Raw genomic sequence first — 17,691 nt, forward strand, 5'->3', positions numbered from 1 at the left:
TTAGTCTCCCTCCGCTCGTCGGTCGACGCCCTCGATGCCGGGGATGCCCTCGACACCCATCGACGCCAGTTCGCGTTTCAGTCCCTGTTCGTCCTCGACGTTCTGTGACAGCTCCATGGCCTGCGCGAAGTTCTTCACCAGACCGCAGTTCGGACCCTCCGGCGTCTCGGAGGGACCGATACGCCCCCACTGGGTGGCGTGCAGGTCGCGCGCCTCGAAGTGCGGCTGCGACCGGCTGAGCGGCGAGCGCAGGCGGCGCAGGTGCGACAGCACGCCCATGAAGTTCGTCCGGTCGACCAGCTGGGAGACGCCGGAGCGGCCGCCCACCCAGTTGCCCGTCGCGATCGGGTGTTCCAGCCGCTCGGTCAGCACGTCGGAGCGGACGACGGTGTTGACCGAGAGCTGTCGGTTGCGCATGTTGGCGCGCTCGAGCTGGTACTTCACGTCCCGGGCGAGCTTGTTCAGCGCCGTCCGGAACAGGTCCTTCATCAGGTCGCCGCTGACCTTCAGGCGCTTGTTCGCGTAGTGGTCCTTGTCGTCGGACTCGCGGCGGCCGAGCGCGAGCTCGAAACAGGCCTCGGCCATCCGGCAGAGGTAGTACGCCTTGTTGATGCGGACGTCCTCCTCCTCGACGCCCTCCTCGTGGAGGTGCGGCAGGAGGTAGCGGTCGATGACGTAGTTGGCGCGTTTCAGCTGGTAGTTCTTCCCCTGGCCGGAGGCGACGCGCTTGCCCAGCGCCTCGATGGCCTCCTCCTCGGACTGGACCTCGGCGGCCTCCAGGTTCTCCAGCATGAACTTCACGATCTCGGGGTCGTCCGAGACGCGGTGGACGATCTCCTCGTCGGACTCCAGACCGAGCGCGCGGACGAGCGTGACGAAGTTGATGCTGCCCGACACGGACGGGAACGACACTTCGAGCAGGCCGTCGCGGGTCCGCTCGACCAGCACCAGCGCGCGGTAGCCCCGGCGCTGGGAGAACGTCTTGGCGACCTGGATCTCGTCGCCGTACTTCGTGTCGTACTCCGCGAGAATCTTGTTCGGCGCGAGGTCCTCGCTGGTCATCAGCACGCGCTCGGAGCCGTTGACGAGGAAGTAGCCGCCGGGGTCGGCCGGGTCCTCGCCGATCTCGATGAGCTCCTCGTCGGAGAAGCCGGCGATGTTACACTTCTCGGAACCGACCATGATCGGCATCCGGCCGATCTTCGTCTCCGTGCTGTCGACGACCCGGTCCTCGCCCTCCTCGGGGTCGCCTTTCACGATGCTCATCTCCATGAACACCGGGGCGGCGTAGGTGATGTTCCGCAGGCGGGCCTCCTGCGGGTACAGCAGCTCCTCGCTGCCGTCGGCCTCGCGGACCCGCGGCGTGACGACGCGGACGTCGCCCAGCTCCACGTGAACCGGCTCCTCTCCCTCCTTGTCGCCGATGTCGGTGTCGATCGTCTCCTTCTCGTCGACCACCTGCTGCATGCCGCGGTTCAGGAAGGCGTTGAACGAGCGGTAGTGGTGTTCGGCGAGCCGTTCTTTCGAGAAGTACTCCTTCGAGATCGCGCGTCGGTCTTGTCGTTCCATGTTATTCTACGACTAGTCGGTAGACGACTGCTTCGTCTGTCGTTCGGGAGTCTCGGACGATCTTGATCACGTTCCCGACCTCGGCGTCGTCGGGCAGCGCGGGGTCGGCGCGCTTGATCTTCGGTAAGTCCGTCCGGTCGATGTTGTACTCTTCTAGCACGTCCTCGACGGCGTCCTCGTCGAGGACGGTGTGCTCGGGTACCAGGTTGTGTTGGCTTACATCTACCATGTGTGTCTGACCAGGGGAGAAGCTGCTGTCACGAGATACTACAGGCTGTTACACGCGGGGAGGATTTAAGGCTTGCCAAGTTGATTGGCATGCGCGGCTACGGGAGGAGAGGGCGAGCACGACGGCGGCGGGAGGCGGATGGATTCCTGGTCAGGTATCCGGTATGATGACGTTGTGCTATAAATCGTTTGTGGGGAGGTGACACGGATTCGCGGGACGGGAGCGGTCCGGTGACGGCTCCGGAGGCGGGCGCTTTAGAAAGTCTTAAGTTTACAACCCGGAAATGGTAGGATGCGTTCAGCCCGGGTGGTGTAGTGGCCCATCATATGACCCTGTCACGGTCGTGACGCGGGTTCAAATCCCGCCTCGGGCGCTTCTTCCGATTTCCAATTCTCTAGTGAGGCGTCTCGTCGTCGATCCTCGTGGTTGCCAACTGCGCGAACGTTCGAGTACGATAGCGGAGCCACCGGTCGTCGATGAACAACCCGCGAAATGGCGACGAGACTGAGGCCTCCGTACTCGCCCGGCTAGTGGATCCCTGCGTAACAGTCGCCGTCCCGTTCGAGGACAGCGACCGGTACGGCCCTGATCGCAGACGACGGCCGGAGTCGCCACCGCGTCCGGTGCGATACCGCTGGGTGAACGGTACCGTTCGGCGCAACCGCTACACGCCCACTGCAGGTCCGGAGCCGATGGGCGTCAGATAACTGCTGGCGGACCGGGTCGGCGTCTCCCGGTCGCGCCGCGCGCCAACGCCTACCACTGAGCGGAGAGATCGACACCGCTTAATAATGCCGGCAGCAATGAGGAAATGCGTTCGAAAGCCCGGGTGGTGTAGTGGCCCATCATACGACCCTGTCACGGTCGTGACGCGGGTTCAAATCCCGCCTCGGGCGCTTCTTCCGACTTTCAGTTCTCCAGCGCCTCGTCTCGATGCTGAGCGACGATTCTTCCGACTGGCGAGCGCCCGCTACCGCGTCTCGCTCGCCCGCGGACTCGCCCCACCGTGGGGCGTGTCGCGCTTGCGGACCCGCACGGCGCGGACGGCCTCCGTCGCGTCGTCGACGAGCGTCACTTCGCCAGGCTCTGTCGGGGTCCGCTCGCCGAAGGAGGCGCCCATGTAGGTCGGGCGGGCCGCTTCGAGCGCCTCGCGGTCGGCGCGGGAGGTGAGACGGTGTGCGAGTACGAGGTCGGCCTGCGAGACGGCGACTCCGGGGAGCGCGCTGGGGCGCTGCGTCGCGGCGACGAGGCTGACCCCCGGCTGTCGCCCGCGGGTCAGGACCCGTCGCAGCGCCGGCCCGGCGATTCCCTCGAAGAACGCGTGGGCTTCGTCGACGAGGAGCCACGGGAGGCGGTCGACGGCGTCGGCGACGCAGGCGTCGTACAGGCCGAGGGCGACCGCGCGGACGATCGCGTTCATCGCGGCGGCCGAGAGCCCGGAGAGGTCGAGCACGGTCGCTCCCCCGTCGAGGAGGTCCGCGGGGGCCAGTCCGTCGGGGGAGAAGACGCCCCACGTCGCGGCGAGCCCGAGGTGATTGCGCGCGGCGAGGCGGTGTTCCGCCGCCGCATCGGCTTCCTCGACGGTCGCTTGCATCTCCGACAGCGACGCCGCGTCGGCGGCTGCCCGCCACACGAGTGCGCCCGGGCCTGACGACGGCGAGAGGTCGAGCAGCCCGCACCACGCCCGCGGCGGTACTGCGTCCGCCCGCACCGTCGGCGACGCCGGGACGGACGCGTCCACGTCGTCCGCGCCCGACGCGAGTCCGCGGAAGACGCCCATCGGGTCGACGACGACGGGGGCGACGCCGGACGCGCGGGCGAGCTCCTCCGCGAGGACGCCCAGCGTGTACGACTTTCCGTAGCCGCGCTTGCCGACGACGAGCGCGGCGTGGGGACGGTCGACGTCGAGCCGACACGGCGCGCCGGGGCTGCCGTCGCGGGCGCGAAACGACCCGAGGTCCGCCGCCGGCCCGCGGTCGTCGTCGCGGCCGAGCACGTGAGCCATAGCGACGGTGGCCGCGGGGTCGTACTTGAACCTGCAGACGGCCGTCGACGACCGAGGGCTCGTCGAGGGGCCGGTCGACCGGTCTCGTCGATCGAGCAGTGCGACACCTCGGGCTGCAGGACGGCGACGCCTATCACCCTCGGAACCGATCGCAGCGCATGGACGTTCGCGACGCGCGACCCGCGGACGCCGCGGCGGTGAACCGCGTCCACCTCGACGCCGTCGCCGAACTCGGACCCGAGGCGTACGACGAGGCGCAGGTCGCCGCGTGGGGGAGTTCGGACCCGTCCGACTACGACCTCGCCGGCGGCGACAACCGCTTCGTCGTCGCGGAGATCGACGGCGAGGTCCGCGGGTTCGGCGAACTGGCCTACGAGGCGGGCGACTACCTCGATCCGGCGGCCGACGCCGAGGTGAAGGCCGTGTACGTTCATCCCGCAGCGGTACGGCGAGGGGTCGGGTCCGCGCTCCTCGCGGAACTGGAGCGCGACGCGCGGGAGAGCGGCTTCCAGACGGTCGGTCTCTGGGCGTCGCGCAACGCCGTGCCGTTCTACGAGCGCAACGAGTACGAGCGGGTCGCGGAGCGAACCCACGAGTTCGGCGGCGAGGTCGAGGGGTCGGTCGTCGAGTTCCGGAAGGACCTGACCGGCGACTGAGGGTTTAAGTGCGAAAACGGGGGCAGACCCCGCATGCGAACGTTCGACCGATTCGCGGCCGACGAGCGCGCCATCGAGGGACTGCCGATCCGACTGGTCATCGCGCTAGTCGTCGGCGTCGCCAGCCTGAGCGTGATGATGAACATGCTCTCCGGCGTCGGGAGCCTCGCGGTGAGCGAACTCGACGCGCAGCCGTCCCCCGACGTGGTCACGCCGGGTCAGCAGGACGTGGAGGTACTCGTCGTCGACGACGACGGCGACCCGGTCGCCGAGGCGACCGTCGTCGTCCGCGGCGACACGGCGGATCTCGACGGGACGAAGACGGCGACGACGGGGACGGACGGGCGGGCGACGGTGACTGTCGACCCCGCGCTCGGGCCGAATCAGGACGAGGGCGAACTGGAGATAGACATCAAACCGCCGAGCGGCGACGAGTACGTCGACCGGCGGGCGAACACGGCGGTGCTGGTGGTAGAAGAGTAGCGACGCCACAAAGCGGGCGGAGTCCGCGCGGAGCGGGCGACGGACGGGACAGTGGACGGCCCGGGGCTGCCGTCGCGGGCGCGAAACGACGCCAGGTCAGCCGCCGGAACACGAGACGCCCCGACCTCTGCTACCGCGTTCCCGGACGCCGCGCCGTCAGCCGTCCCAGTCGATCCAGTCCTGCTCCCAACCGCGGCGGGACTGCGCCTCGCGCTCGGCGAACTCGCGGTCCTCGCGGGCGGTCCGGTTGCGCTCGATGGCGCCGGCCTGCTCGCCCTCGACCAGAAGCGGGGAGAACGCGACCGACCCCAGCGGCGTCGGCTCGTCGTCCTCGAAGGCGGTCAGCGTCTGCTGTTTCGCGCCGACGGGCATCACCAGGCGGCCGTCGTCGTCGAGCTGGTCGAACAGCGCGGGCGGCGGCTGGACGGCGGCGGCTTCGAGCAGGATGCGGTCGAACGGCGCGTACTCCGGCAGGCCGTCGGCCCCGTCGCGGCAGTCCACCAGGACGCCCTCGTAACCGGCGTCGGCGAGGTTCTCGCGGGCGTCGAGCACGACCCGGCGGGTGATGTCGACGGCGTGGACGTTGGCTTCGCCGGCGATCTCGGCGAGGACGGCCGCTGTGTAGCCGACGCCCGCGCCGACGACGAGCACGGAGTCGCCGGACTCGGCGTCGAGGGCTTCGAGCAGACGGGCCGCGGTGCTCGGCGCGAGGACGCGCGTCCCGAGCCGTTCGTGGGAGGTGTCGGCGTAGGCGGCGCGCTCGTCGGTGACGAACTCGTGGCGGGGGACCGCCCGCATCGCGACGCTGAGGCGGTCGCTCCGGACGACCCCCTTCGCCTCGTGTTCGAGGCTGTCGACCATGTCGTCGCGCAGTACGGCGGGTTCCATAGCCGATCTACCGACTCGACGCTAATCAATCGCGCGCTTGGACCCGGTTACCGCCTGCCGATCCGTCCCCGGAACGTCGCGCACGTCGACCGACTCGAACCCGGCGTCGAGCCACTCGCGGTACGCCGCCGCGGAGCGCGGACCGCTCTCGCCGGTCGCGAGCGCCGCGATCGCGTCGGCCGTCGCGCCGGGCGACCGGTCCGCGAGACGGTCCACGACCACGACGGTACCGTCGGGAGCGAGCGCGTCGGAGAGGCGGTCGATAAGATCGCGGGTTCCGTCCGCGGGCCGCCGGCGGTCCGCGGCGGGGACGAACGCGAGGTCCGCTTCGGGGAGCGGCTCGTCGTCGGTGACGAGGTCGACCGGTTCGTGCGCGAGGAACGGTCGGGAGACCTCGACGGCCTCGGAGCGGTCGACCAGCGTCACGTCGAAGCCGCGGGCGACGAACTCCTTGGCGTAGGTCCCGGGCGCGCCGCCGACGTCGAGTACGCGGTCGGCGGCCGGCCGCTCGCGGACCGCGGCGGTCACGCAGGCGCGGACGGTCGACTCGTCGGTCGCCGCGACCGCGCCGAGGCGGTTCCGCGTCCAGTCGTCAGACCGGTCAGGCGGGTCGCCCGTCCGCATCGTCTCCGGGAGCGACGCCAGCGCGTCGAACCGGTCGAGGGCGTGCGGGAGACGACCGATCGAGCGCACGTCGGTCTTGGCGAGCAGGCCGAGCGCACGGTTGGTCGGCTCGTGGGACTCGCCGACGCGTTCGAGAAATCCCTCGGTCGCGAGGGCGTCGATCGTCGCGCGCACGGCTCGCTCGGTGGTGTCGGTCTCGGCGGCGATATCGGCGGGATCGCCCGCGCTGGTCAACAGCGCGTCCAGCACGCCGGTCTCGCGGGCGGCCCACAGCAGCGCGAGCGTCTCGACGGACGCCGCGCCGCGCTCTCGTGTCGGCATGCGACCGCCTTCGGTCGCGACCGACAAAAACGGTCATAGAGTCGGTTGTCGGTCAGTTCCGTATTTCGCCGACGCGGGGACGGCGATAGCGGTACACAGTCCGTCCCTATCAGTCGCCGCCGCGCATCTGGACGAATCGGACCCCGCCGTGGTCCTCGCGTTCGAGGCCGTCCTCGGTCTTGCGGATCAGCTGGAGCGACTGGTGGCGCGTGCCGACGGGGGCGAGCACCCGCCCGCCGGTCCGCACCTGGTCGATCACGGCGTCGGGGACCGAGGCCGTCGCACAGGTGAGATACGCCGCGTCGTATGGCGCGTGCTCGGGCCAGCCCTCGCGACCGTCGCCCCGCCGGATCGATATCTCGCCGTAGCCGAGGTCCGCAAGCGTCTCGCGGGCCCGCTCGGTGAGTCGCTCGCCGTACTCGACGGAGTAGACGTTCTCGGGGCCGACCACCTCGGCGGTGACGGCGGCGTGGTAGCCACAGCCCGTGCCGATCTCCAGCACCCGATCGCCGGGCGAGAGCCGCAGGAGGTCGGTCATGATGGCGACCATGTGCGGCGCGCTGATCGTCTGGTCGTCGCCGATGGGCAGCGGGTGGTCCTCGTACGCGCGGTCGCGGCGGGACTCCGGGACGAACTCGTGGCGCGGGACCGCCCGCATCGCCGCAAGCGTCGCCTCGTCGTCGACGCGCTTCGCGAGCCGGTCGACGAGTTTCCCGCGGCGCTCCTCGTAGTCCTCCCCACCCCCGAACATGGCTACCAGGCCGACCAGGCGCTCGTCGTCTGGTCCCGGCCGTACAGCCGCTTGATGTCCTTCGCGATGGCGGCGTCGCCGTCGTAGTCCAGCTTGTCGAACTGGTACCCCTCGGCGTCGTCGCGGATGACGATGCCCTCGATCTCGAACTCCTCGTCACCGTGCTCCTCGACCTCGCCGACGGTGAACTCGTAGTCGCCGGGGACGAACACCTCGACGCTGCGGGTGTCCTCGCGGTTCCCGGTCCCCTCCTTGGGGTGGATGGTCGCGTTGACGCTCACGTTGTCGACGGCGCGCGTCCAGAACGTGTCGACGTCCTCGACGGTCGCCTCCTCGACGCGGCGCTGCTCGTCGAGTTCGAGGCCGGTGATCCGCACCGTCATGATCGCCTCCTCGGTGTCGAGCACGAACTCCTCACCGACGGCGACGGTCTCCTCGGGCGGCGCCTCGGCGGTCGCGGTGAACGACTCGCCGTCCTGAGAGACAACGACGTCGCGGCTCACTTCCTCGTCCTCCTCGATGCTAGTCTTGTGAACGTGGCTGCACTCGGTGCAACGCACCGTGGCCTGTCCACCGGGCTTGAGCACCTCGTGGACGGTCTCGATGTCCGGCGAACAGGACGGGCAGGTGGCCGCGACCCGTTCGGAAACGTCAGTCATGACCGACACTACTGGCCGTGCGCGTAAAAGCGATCGGAGTTGCGCGCTCGGGTGCGGGAGCCGCGCGTTACGTCGAAAGCGGCGTCTCGGGACGCCGCGCCCGCTCACCGGTCGAGCCGTCGGCAGGCGTCGAATCGGTCGTCGGTTAGATAGACGTCGCCGTCTCGGACCTCGATGGTCACCGCGTCGAGCGAGTCGCCGCGGCAGGGGCCCGCGGTACAGAACCCGTCGCCGCACTCGAACCGAGCGCCGTGTTCGTGGCAGACTACCTGCCCGTCGCTGACGATGGCGCCGTCGCCCGGGTCCAGACGCACCTTCGGCTTGTGTGGGCAGGAGTTGCGCCACGCCAGCACGTCGTCGCCGGAGCGCTGGAGGATGAACTCCGTTCCGCGCCGCCCGTCGAGCGCTTCGCACCGGAGCGTGCTCTCGCGGGGGACGTCCGCTACGGGCGCGACGAAGCGGGACTCGCCGTCCTCGTCCGTCGGGTCGGCGTTCGACGCGCTGTCGTCGGTCCCGCCGGAACTGCTCACGCTGAACCGGAACATCGCGTCGCCGGCGCTCACCTCGCCCTCGTCGTCGTGGATCCGGGCGGTCTCCTCCCCTCCCTCGGCCTCGACCGAAACGCGGTTCCCTTCACGCATGGGGACGACGTTGTTAGGCGGGCCTAAAACGCCTTTCGGAGCGCAGTCCCGCGACCCCCAGCGGGGGGCCCTCGATCACCCCGGACTCGGCTCCTCTACGCCCGACGTCTCGTCGACGGTCTCGTCCGACTCCTCGGTGCCGGCGGTCGACGTGTCGACCGTCGACGTCCGGCCGTGGAGCCAGTTGTCGAGGGCGAGGGGGCCGCTCCCGGTGATGAACAGCATGGACGCGAGGCCGAACAGCGAGATGTGGGCGATGACGGGGTCGTCGGGCAGGCCGAACAGCGTCGTGGTGAACAGGACGAACGCGACCCCGCAGCTCGCGCGGGTGAACAGGCCGAGGATCAGGACTGTCCCGAGCGCCATCTCGGTGAGGCCGGCGCCGACGACCCACATCCCGGGCTCGACCGGGACGACCGCGGTCAGGTCGTACTTCTCGACGACCTGAAGGGCGCGGCCGGGATTCAGCAGCTTCTCGACGAAGCCGAGGTAGACGAAGTTGAACCCGAGCGCAATGCGGACTGCCGTCGCCGCGTAGTCCTCGTAGGGCGAGACGACGGCGTCGAAGCGCCGCGAGACGTTCCGGACCGGGTCGATAGAGGAGTACAGCGTCCGGTCGTCGTCGGCCACCTCCTTGAACATCTGGTCCGCGCTGGGGCGGCCGCTCCCGACGAGGACGATGCCGAGGAGCGCGCCGACGTACTCGCTTGCGAGCAGGAGTTGGGGCTCGAAGGGGAGCCGCGCGAGGTAGGCGAGAAGCCCGAGGGCGGCGACGAACCGCGTCGCGAACCCGAACAGCAGGAGGAAGCCGATGCCGACCTGAAACAGGCGCGTTACCGCTGGCACCGCGGGGCTGAAGAAGTAGCCGGCGAACCCGGCGCCCACGAGCGGGAGGCCGATGCTCAGCCGGAGCATCCACGGGACGAGGTCGACGTACTCGTGGAGCGTGTTCCGGAGCACCGCCAGGTCGTACGCCGCGGGTCTGTAGCGGAGGTAGCCGGCCACCGCCACGGCGACGGCCAGCCCGCCGCCGGCGAACAGCGCGGCGTTGAGCGGGTCGCTCAGTACGTCGATCACGAAACGGATCGCGTCGACGGGATCGCCGGACCCCTCGGTGACGTACCGGACGTGGGCCCGCGCCCGTCCGGCGATCGTCGTCAGGAGCGCCGTCGTCGCCAGGATCCAGACGCCCGCACGTCGGGTGAACATAGGCTGTTGTAGGGGCGACGCCGCCGAAAAACCCGGGTGTTCGTTCGGCGCGTTCGAACCTATCGGACGCGCTGACCTAGCGGACGCCCTCGGGCAGGGCGACTTCCTCGCCGTCGGCGTACACGGTCGGGTCGCGGATGATCCCGTCGAGGTGGACGGGGGCGTCGGTGTCGCCGCCGATGCCCGCGTCGTCGCCGATCGCGACGTGGACCGTGCCGCCGGCCTTCTCGTCGAGGAGGACGGAGCCGACGAGTTCGGTGACGGCGACGTTCGTGCCGATGCCGAGCTCGGCAAGGTTGTAGGCCGCGTCGCCGACCTCCTCGGCGGCGGTCTCGACCTGTTCGCGGACCTCGTCATCGCTGATCGACGTGACGGTCCCGTCCTCCACCTCGAACGAGAGCGTCTCGCCGTCGCCGAGCAGGCCGTGGGGCATCATCGTCCCGTCGACGACGTACGTCCCGTCGGCGCTCTCGGGGCTGACGAACACCTCGCCCGCGGGCAGGTTCGAGAAGTCCCCGGGCTCGCGGACCATGCCGGTGTCCGAGAGCCACTCGCGGTCCCCGGGGTAGAACGTGATGTCGGTGCCCCGTTCCGTCGTCACGCGGACCTCCTCGGCGTCGGCGACCTGCTCCAGCATCGCCTCGCACTCGGCGGCGATGGACTCGTAGTCGGCGTCCAGGCCCGTGGTGAACACCTCCTCCGTGATGCCGGGCAGCGTCGCGCCGCGAGCGCCGGCCTCGCAGGCGTCGCCGCGTGCGCGAGTGTGGCTCAGGCTCTTCGTCGTCGGCGCGAGGAACACGTCGGCCTCCCGCATCGCCGCCGCGACGGGGGCCGGCGGCTCCTCGCCGTGCTGGTCGCCCGGCGGGTACCGAACGATCGTCGCGTCGTCGGTGATCTCGCTCGCCACCTCGTACAGCGCCTCGCCGATCGGCTCGCGCTTGTCGTCGGTGACGACGGCGCAGGACTCGTCGGCCCCGAGGTTCAGACACTGTTCGACCGCAGTCTCGGCGGGTTCCCGAAGGTCGGTCATGGGAGCACGTGCGCGCGGCGGGGGGTTAGTCCTTGTCTTCGATCCGCTCGAACGCGACCTCGCCGGAGTCCGTATCGAGTACGGCGACGTGGAGCGGGTCGGGAGCGGGCGGGATGGCGATACCGCCGGGGTTGATCCGGGCGGTGTCACCCTCCTCGTGGGCGCGCTGGTGGGTGTGGCCGTGGAGGACGTAGTCGTACTCGCCGCGCTCGACCAGCGCCTGTACGATGGGCATGCTGGTGCCGTGGTACACCGCGAACTCGGTGCCGTCGAGCGTCAGCTCGGCCATCTCGCCGTGGTACGTGCCGAACGCCTCGACCGCCGCCTGCAGGTTCCACTCGCCGTCGTTGTTGCCCCGAACGACGTGGAACTCCCACTCGTCGGACTCGAACGGCGTCGCCGAGAACGGCGCGACCACGTCGCCGCAGTGGACGACGGCGTCGACGCCCTCGTTCTCGAAGTGTTCGACCGCCCGCTCCACAAGGTCGACGTTGTCGTGCGTGTCCGAGACGATGCCGATACGCATGTGCGGCGGTACGGCGACACTCGGGATAAGCGTAGGCGGTCGCGGCGAGACCGGAAAACGGTGCGCCGCGGTCGGCGCCGGTCAGTCCCGGCGGAGCGCCTCGACGGCGGCGAGCGGTTCGCCGGTGAGTGCGCGGAGGTACGCGCCGCCGGCGATCGAGAGGTGGTCGAAGTTCTCGCGCCCGAGGTCGTACATCTCGACGGTGCGGGAGGTGTCGCCGCCGCCGACAACCGAGAAGCAGTCGCTCTCGGCGACCGCGCGGAGCACCTCGACGGTGCCGTAGCTGAACCGCTCGTCCTCGAAGACGCCGAGCGCGCCCTTGACCAGGACGGCCTCGCTCTCCTCGACGTGCGGGACGTACTTCTCGACGGTGTCGTGGCCGACGTCCATGTAGGAGACGGACTTCTCGTCGATGTCGTCGACGTCGTGCTCGGCGCGCTCGCCGTTCTCGTCTTCGTAGGCCATGTCCTCGGCGAGCGCGATGCGGTCGCCGTACTCCTCCAACACGCGTTCGATGGTCTCCGCGTTCTTCTCGTAGTTGTCGTCGTAGAGGTCGGGACCGTCGGGCAGGTCGCGGCCGACCGGGTAGCCCGCGGCGCGGAGGAACAGCTCGCCGACGACGCCGCCGAGCAGGAACTGGTCGACCTTCTCGTCGAGATGCTCCATCGCGGCGATGACGTCCTCGGCCTTGGTGCCGCCGAGCGCCATCGTCACCTTGCCGTCGAACTCGCGGCGCTCGACGCTGGTGTTGTACTCGTACTCGTCGACCATCACGCGGCCCGCGTAGGCGTCCATCACCTGCGGGAAGCCGACGATGGAGGCGTGCGCGCGGTGGGCCGCGGAGTAGGCGTCGTTGACGTAGGCGTCGAACTCGGGCGCGAGCGTCCGCACGAAGTCGCTCTCGGCGTGCTCCTCGGGGGAGCGGTCGCCGAGCTCCTCGTCTTCGAGGAAGCGGACGTTCTCGAGCAGGAGCGCCTCGCCGCCCTCGGTGTCGTCGATGGCGGCCAGCGCGTCCTCGCCGTACACGTCGTCGACGAACGCCACGTCGCGGTCGAGGTGGGAGGCGAGCACCTCGGCGTGGGACTCCAGCGAGACGAACGAGTCGCGCCCGGGGCGGCCCTGATGGGCCATCATGACGACCGCGTGGCCGTCGTCGAGCAGCTCCTGCACCGTCTCGGCGTGGCGCTCGAAGCGGCGGTTGTCCTGCGCGCGCCCGTCCTCGATGGGCGCGTTCAGGTCGAGTCGGACCAGCAGCCGCTGTTCGGGGTCGAGGTCGTCGAGAGTGTCGAACATGGGTTAGGCCGAAGGCTCGACCTCTGCGGACTTGTCCGTTTCCGTCTCGGCCACGAGACCGGCCATGTCCAGCATGCGGTTCGCGAAGCCGTACTCGTTGTCGTACCAGGCGAGGATCTTCACGAGGCCGTCCTCGGCCTCGACCTCCATCGTGGAGTTGAGATCGACCAGCGAAGAGAAGGGGACGCCGACGATGTCGCGGGAGACGACCTCGTCCTCCGTGTAGCCGAGGACGCCTTCGAGGTCGCCGTGGGCGGCCTCCTTGATCGCCTCGTTGACCTCCTCGGCGGTGACGTCTTCCGCCAAGTCGACGGTGAAGTCAGTGATGGAGCCGTCCGGGACGGGGACGCGCATCGCCATCCCGTCGAGCTTGCCCTCGAGTTCGGGCAGGACCTCGGTCGTCGCCTGCGCGGCGCCGGTCGAGGTCGGGACGATGTTCTCGGCGGCGGCGCGGCCGCGGCGGGTCTTGGCCATCGGCCCGTCGATGAGGTTCTGCGAGCCGGTGTAGGCGTGGACCGTCGTCAGCATGCCGGACTCGATGCCGAACTCCTCGTCGAGCACCTTGGCGACCGGCGAGATGGAGTTCGTCGTACAGGAGGCGTTCGAGACGACGTCCTCTCCCTCGTACTCGTCGTCGTTGACGCCGTAGACGATGGTCTTGACTTCCTTCTCGCCTTTCGGCGGCGCGGAGATGACGCACTTGTCCGCACCGGCCTCGACGTGCTTGTAGGCGTCGTCGTAGTTGCGGAACAGGCCGGTGCACTCGAAGGCGACGTCGACGTCGAGGTCGTCCCACGGGAGCTCGGCGGGGTTCTTCTCGGAGAAGAGCGGCACCGAGAGGTCGCCGACGGTGAGCTCCTCGCCGTCGAGGTCGACACCGTCGAGCGTGCCGTGGACGGTGTCGTACTCCAGCAGGTACGCCATGTCCTCGCTGTCCATCACGTCGTTGATCCCGACGATCTCGACGCCCGCCGTGTCCATCGCCGCGCGGAAGACGTTGCGGCCGATGCGACCGAAGCCGTTCAGGCCGACGCGGATCGGGTCGGTCTCGTCGGCGACGGCGCTGGCTGCGTTCGAACCTTTACTCATATCTGAATAATGGATCTGTGGGGGTAAAGTATTTATCCAAAAAGCTCCCTATGTTCGGAACTATTTAATTTATCGAAAGATTATGGTATATTCCTCGCCCGCCCGACAGCGTGCTCCCCCCCCCCACGGATCCGGTCGAACAATAATATATTCTACATAGTGAAGGATTACCACATTCCGATACGATAGCCGTCACGTCATGCGAAATTCACTGGCACTACTCGATTACGAGTTAAAATCTATCAAAAAGACACGAAAAGGTTATCCCCGTCAACGTGGGATACCAGTGTATGCTCCAGGTGGGCGTCAACGGGTACGGCACGATTGGCAAGCGCGTCGCGGACGCGGTTCGGGCGCAGCCCGACATGGAGATCCGCGGCGTGGCCAAGACGTCGCCGGACCACGTCGCCGAGAGTGCCAACCGCCACGGCTATCCGCTGTACGTAGCGGGTGCCGACGGGACGGGAGAGTTCAAGAGCGCGGGCCTTGACGTAGCGGGGACCGTCGACGAACTCGTCGCCGAAAGCGACGTCGTCGTCGACGCGACCCCGGGCGGGATCGGCGCCGAGAACAAGCCGCTGTACGAGGACCACGACACCCCGGCGCTGTTTCAGGGGGCGGAGTCGCCGGACGTGGCCGACGTCAGCTTCAACGCGCGCGCCAACTACTCGGAGGCGCTGGGCGAGGAGTACGTCCGGGTCGTCTCCTGTAACACGACCGGCCTGTCCCGGCTGCTCGCGCCGCTGTACGAGACGTACGGCGTCGAGCACGTCAACGCGACGCTGGTCCGCCGCGGCGGCGACCCCGACCAGTCCTGTCGCGGGCCGATCAACGACACTCTGCCGGACCCCGTGTCGCTCCCCTCGCACCACGGTCCCGACGTCCAGACGGTCTTCCCGGACCTCTCGATCCACACAGCCGGCCTGAAGGTGCCGACGACGCTGATGCACGTCCACAGCCTCAGCATCACGCTCGACGCCGAACCGAGCGAGGCGGAGGTCAGGGACCTGTTCGCCGACGAGGACCGCCTCTTCCTCGTCCCGGAGGGGATGGGCATCGACGGCGCGGGCGCGCTCAAGGAGTTCGCCCGCGACGCCGGCCGTCCCCGGGGCGACGTCTGGGAGAACTGCGTCTGGGAGGAGTCGATCACGACCGACGGTACCGAGCTCCACCTGTTCCAGGCGATCCACCAGGAGAGCGACGTCGTCCCGGAGAACGTCGACGCCCTGCGGGCCGTCGCCGAGCTCGCGGACGCCGAGGAGAGCATCGAACGGACGAACGAGACCCTCGGCGTCGGTATCTGATACGACCCCGCGCGCCTGCGTCTGACAGAAGGCTTTTGCCCGCGCGATCCTTACCCACGCCCATGCGACGCGACGACCGCGACGAGCCCTTCGACGACCTGTTCCGGGAGATAGAGCGCATGATGAACGAGATGATGGGGGCGGGATCCGGCAGCGCCGACATGCACTTCGAGAGTTCGGCCGGGTTCGGATCCGACACGCACGTCGACATCCACGAGACCGGCGACGAGGTCCGCGTCGTCGCCGACCTCCCCGGCGTCGAGAAAGACGACATCGACCTCAAGTGCGACGGCAAGGTGCTCACCATCAGCGCCGCCAGCGAGCGCCGGGAGTACGACGAGCGCGTCTCCCTGCCCGCGCGCGTCGACGAACACACCGCCGCGGCGACGTACAACAACGGCGTCCTCGAAGTGACGTTCGACCGCGCCGACGACGGCTCCGCCGACATCGACGTCAACTGACGAGGTCGCGCACGGCCCCCGCCAGGCGGTCGTAGAAGTCCGGCCGGTACTTCGTCGCCGCGTCGATGGTCGGCCGGGCGTTCGTCTCGTTGACTACCGTCCTTTCCTCCGTCACCAGCAGGTCGACGCCGAGAAACCGAACGCCGAGCGTCTCGGCCGTCCGCTCGACGAGCGCTCGCCGTTCCTCGTCCAGTTCGACGCCCTCGGCGACCGCCCCGCGGTGGACGTTGTGCTTCCACTGGCCCGCCGCCAGCGCGTCCTCGGGGAGGCGGCGCTCGACCGCGCCGACGTACTCGCCGTCGATCACCATCGCGCGGTAGTCGGTCGCGCCGGGCAGGTACTCCTGGACGAGAAACGACTTGTCGCCGGTCGCCCGGTAGTCGTGGACCAGGTCGAGGTAATCGACGACGCCGAGGAAGGAGTCGAGGTCGTGGGCCTTCGCCACCCCGACACCGCGCGTCGCCGAGTTCGGCTTGACGACCACCGGCGGGTCGAACCGCTCGAACGTCTCGACGAGCGCCTCCTGGTCGGCCGGGTTCGACACCATCACCGTCTCGGGCACGGGGAGGCCGGCCCGCCCCAGTTCCGCTATCACGCCGCCCTTGTTCCGCGAGGTCGCGACGGCCTCGCGGCCGTTCAGCCACGGCACGCCGAGCAGGGCGTCGACCGCCGCGCCCTCCATCAGCCTGCCGGGGAACACGAACCCCGCGTCGAACTCGTCGGGGTCGAACGGGACATCGCCGGTGAGGGGGATCGCCCGCTCGCGGGCGGGGACGTGCGCGACCTCGATCCCGCGCTCGGCGAGCGGGTCGGCCATCCGCTCGAACGTCTCCTCGCGGTTGGCGACCGCCAGTCTGAGCATGGCCGTACCTGCGGCTGGAGGGACGAAAAAACCGCGTGAAAGTGAGTGCGCCTGCTATCAGGCGACGAGGAGTTCCTCGCCGCGTTCGACGACGACGCGACACGGCGGCGAGATCTTGTTGTACGCGCGGCGGAACGCCTCCTTCGCGACGTCGGCGTCCTCGACCGAGCACCAGACGGTGAAGAGGCGGTCGTTGGCCGGGATCCGCGCGGCCGTACCGACGACCTTCCCGAACGCCTGACGCATCCCGTCGGAGACGCGGTCCGCGCCCGCCCCGGTCGCCTGCTTGTTCTCCCGGATGACGTGGTGGGGGAACTTCCGGAGGATCATCTTGTAGTTCTCCTGGCCGACCTCCTTGAGCATGTGGCGGTTGGCCGACAGGCGCGCGGCTTCGAGCGACCCGTGGCGGAGCTGGACCTCCTCCTCGGTGATCAGACTGATCTGGACGGGGTAGTCGTCGGGCTCCGTATCGACGTTCCCCATCTTGTGCTGTGCGATCTTGGACCCGGGGATACCGGTGATGTACTCTCGGCGCGTGTACGGCGGCTTGTCGATGTTCCGATACATCGAGGCGGGCTTGTCTGACATGGTTATTACAGGGTACTGAGGCTCACCGCGCGAATAAACCCTTCGAAGCAGTACTGCCAGCGCGCTCGCCGACCGCGGCGGGGTCCCGCGGCTCGACGGGCGGCGACCGGTGGAGAAAAACGAACGACGTATCGGCGTCAGCGGGCAACAGGTCCGGCGCTTCAGGCGGCCGCGACGCGGTCGCCGGTCTTCTCGACGACGCCCTGCGAGGTCAGCGTGTCGAGGACGCCGAACAGCGTGATCTTCTGCAGGTCTAGCGCGTCCTGGACGTCGTCGACGGTCGTCTCGCCGGTGACCGAGACGTAGAGGTAGACGAGCTTCGCGCACGGCGAGTTCAGTTCTGTCGGCAGCGTCGGTGCGGCGTCGGATTCGGTCGTGAGGGCCTGTTGCGGGCTCATGTTGTCTCGTCTCTAAATTCCGCGTTCCGGTATAAGAGTCTATGGTGCATACAAATAATATACTCCTGAGTGACCCCATGTGATTATATGACTCGAAGGTATGGG

Annotated in this window: 20 protein-coding genes and 2 tRNA genes; 6 read left to right on the forward strand and 16 right to left on the reverse strand. The window is 68.9% G+C overall.

Annotated features, from left to right (window positions below; translation table 11 throughout):
• Positions 1 to 1,569 carry a DNA-directed RNA polymerase subunit B'' gene (locus tag D8670_RS12660; protein ID WP_121818451.1) on the reverse strand — a complete coding sequence of 523 codons (1,569 nt, stop codon included), beginning with the start codon at positions 1,567 to 1,569 and terminating at the stop codon, positions 1 to 3.
• A 1-nt stretch (position 1,570) separates the two neighbouring features.
• Positions 1,571 to 1,798, reverse strand: coding sequence for a DNA-directed RNA polymerase subunit H (locus D8670_RS12665; protein ID WP_121818452.1), 228 nt, complete (start codon positions 1,796 to 1,798; stop codon positions 1,571 to 1,573).
• A 300-nt stretch (positions 1,799 to 2,098) separates the two neighbouring features.
• Here D8670_RS12665 and D8670_RS12670 point away from each other — a divergent pair.
• Both D8670_RS12670 and D8670_RS12675 read left to right on the forward strand, forming a co-directional pair.
• Positions 2,099 to 2,171 (forward strand) — tRNA-Asp (locus D8670_RS12670).
• 450 nt (positions 2,172 to 2,621) lie between these two features.
• A tRNA-Asp gene (locus D8670_RS12675) sits at positions 2,622 to 2,694 on the forward strand.
• 74 nt (positions 2,695 to 2,768) lie between these two features.
• On the opposite strand, the gene D8670_RS12680 is transcribed toward D8670_RS12675, so the two are convergent.
• Positions 2,769 to 3,803: an ATP-binding protein gene (locus D8670_RS12680; RefSeq protein ID WP_121818453.1), complete on the reverse strand. Its 1,035-nt coding sequence runs from the start codon at positions 3,801 to 3,803 to the stop codon at positions 2,769 to 2,771.
• Between the two features lie 158 nt (positions 3,804 to 3,961).
• Here D8670_RS12680 and D8670_RS12685 point away from each other — a divergent pair, with 158 nt between their 5' ends.
• Together D8670_RS12685 and D8670_RS12690 are read left to right on the forward strand one after the other, a co-directional pair.
• Positions 3,962 to 4,459 (forward strand): GNAT family N-acetyltransferase, encoded by a 498-nt coding sequence (locus D8670_RS12685; protein ID WP_121818454.1) that lies wholly within the window; start codon positions 3,962 to 3,964, stop codon positions 4,457 to 4,459.
• A gap of 33 nt (positions 4,460 to 4,492) precedes the next feature.
• Positions 4,493 to 4,942 carry a DUF7382 domain-containing protein gene (locus D8670_RS12690; protein ID WP_121818455.1) on the forward strand — a complete coding sequence of 150 codons (450 nt, stop codon included), beginning with the start codon at positions 4,493 to 4,495 and terminating at the stop codon, positions 4,940 to 4,942.
• Between the two features lie 156 nt (positions 4,943 to 5,098).
• Here D8670_RS12690 and D8670_RS12695 read toward each other — a convergent pair whose 3' ends face one another.
• From D8670_RS12695 to gap, 10 genes are all read right to left on the reverse strand, one after another.
• Positions 5,099 to 5,830: a protein-L-isoaspartate O-methyltransferase family protein gene (locus D8670_RS12695; protein ID WP_121818456.1), complete on the reverse strand. Its 732-nt coding sequence runs from the start codon at positions 5,828 to 5,830 to the stop codon at positions 5,099 to 5,101.
• A 21-nt stretch (positions 5,831 to 5,851) separates the two neighbouring features.
• Entirely contained in the window at positions 5,852 to 6,775 is a 924-nt protein-coding gene (locus D8670_RS12700; protein ID WP_121818457.1) for a class I SAM-dependent methyltransferase, read from the reverse strand.
• Between the two features lie 109 nt (positions 6,776 to 6,884).
• On the reverse strand, positions 6,885 to 7,526 hold the full coding sequence (locus tag D8670_RS12705; RefSeq protein WP_121818458.1) for a protein-L-isoaspartate(D-aspartate) O-methyltransferase: 642 nt from the start codon (positions 7,524 to 7,526) through the stop codon (positions 6,885 to 6,887).
• Positions 7,527 to 7,528: 2 nt separating this feature from the next.
• Positions 7,529 to 8,185, reverse strand: coding sequence for an HVO_0476 family zinc finger protein (locus D8670_RS12710; protein ID WP_121818459.1), 657 nt, complete (start codon positions 8,183 to 8,185; stop codon positions 7,529 to 7,531).
• Between the two features lie 104 nt (positions 8,186 to 8,289).
• Positions 8,290 to 8,826, reverse strand: coding sequence for a Rieske (2Fe-2S) protein (locus tag D8670_RS12715; RefSeq protein WP_121818460.1), 537 nt, complete (start codon positions 8,824 to 8,826; stop codon positions 8,290 to 8,292).
• 75 nt (positions 8,827 to 8,901) lie between these two features.
• On the reverse strand, positions 8,902 to 10,035 hold the full coding sequence (locus D8670_RS12720; RefSeq protein WP_121818461.1) for a DoxX family protein: 1,134 nt from the start codon (positions 10,033 to 10,035) through the stop codon (positions 8,902 to 8,904).
• A 76-nt stretch (positions 10,036 to 10,111) separates the two neighbouring features.
• The gene (locus tag D8670_RS12725) at positions 10,112 to 11,065 is read right to left on the reverse strand and encodes an aminopeptidase (protein WP_121818462.1); all 954 of its coding nucleotides are present in this window, start codon (positions 11,063 to 11,065) and stop codon (positions 10,112 to 10,114) included.
• A gap of 25 nt (positions 11,066 to 11,090) precedes the next feature.
• On the reverse strand, positions 11,091 to 11,591 hold the full coding sequence (locus tag D8670_RS12730; RefSeq protein WP_121818463.1) for a metallophosphoesterase: 501 nt from the start codon (positions 11,589 to 11,591) through the stop codon (positions 11,091 to 11,093).
• Positions 11,592 to 11,672: 81 nt separating this feature from the next.
• On the reverse strand, positions 11,673 to 12,884 hold the full coding sequence (locus D8670_RS12735) for a phosphoglycerate kinase (protein WP_121818464.1): 1,212 nt from the start codon (positions 12,882 to 12,884) through the stop codon (positions 11,673 to 11,675).
• A gap of 3 nt (positions 12,885 to 12,887) precedes the next feature.
• On the reverse strand, positions 12,888 to 13,973 hold the full coding sequence (gap, locus tag D8670_RS12740; protein ID WP_121818465.1) for a type I glyceraldehyde-3-phosphate dehydrogenase: 1,086 nt from the start codon (positions 13,971 to 13,973) through the stop codon (positions 12,888 to 12,890).
• Between the two features lie 290 nt (positions 13,974 to 14,263).
• On the opposite strand from gap, the gene D8670_RS12745 reads away from it, so the two are divergent.
• Positions 14,264 to 15,277, forward strand: coding sequence for a type II glyceraldehyde-3-phosphate dehydrogenase (locus D8670_RS12745; RefSeq protein WP_121818466.1), 1,014 nt, complete (start codon positions 14,264 to 14,266; stop codon positions 15,275 to 15,277).
• Positions 15,278 to 15,339: 62 nt separating this feature from the next.
• Positions 15,340 to 15,738 carry an Hsp20/alpha crystallin family protein gene (locus tag D8670_RS12750; RefSeq protein ID WP_121818467.1) on the forward strand — a complete coding sequence of 133 codons (399 nt, stop codon included), beginning with the start codon at positions 15,340 to 15,342 and terminating at the stop codon, positions 15,736 to 15,738.
• Here the strand turns inward: D8670_RS12750 and D8670_RS12755 are convergent.
• The 3 genes from D8670_RS12755 to D8670_RS12765 form a co-directional block, all read right to left on the reverse strand.
• Positions 15,731 to 16,600, reverse strand: a complete 870-nt coding sequence (locus D8670_RS12755) for an ATP-grasp domain-containing protein (RefSeq protein WP_121818468.1) — start codon at positions 16,598 to 16,600, stop codon at positions 15,731 to 15,733. The two genes, D8670_RS12750 and D8670_RS12755, sit on opposite strands and share 8 nt — an antisense overlap.
• Positions 16,601 to 16,657: 57 nt before the next feature.
• Complete coding sequence (locus tag D8670_RS12760) at positions 16,658 to 17,188, reverse strand: 50S ribosomal protein L16 (protein WP_121818469.1); 531 nt, start codon at positions 17,186 to 17,188, stop codon at positions 16,658 to 16,660.
• A gap of 161 nt (positions 17,189 to 17,349) precedes the next feature.
• A complete protein-coding gene (locus D8670_RS12765) occupies positions 17,350 to 17,586 on the reverse strand; it encodes a TrmB family transcriptional regulator (RefSeq protein WP_121818470.1) in 237 nt (78 codons plus the stop codon).
• Positions 17,587 to 17,691: the final 105 nt, after the last annotated feature.

The organism is Halostella limicola (genome assembly GCF_003675875.1).
Taxonomy (GTDB): Archaea; Halobacteriota; Halobacteria; order Halobacteriales; family Natronoarchaeaceae; genus Halostella; species Halostella limicola.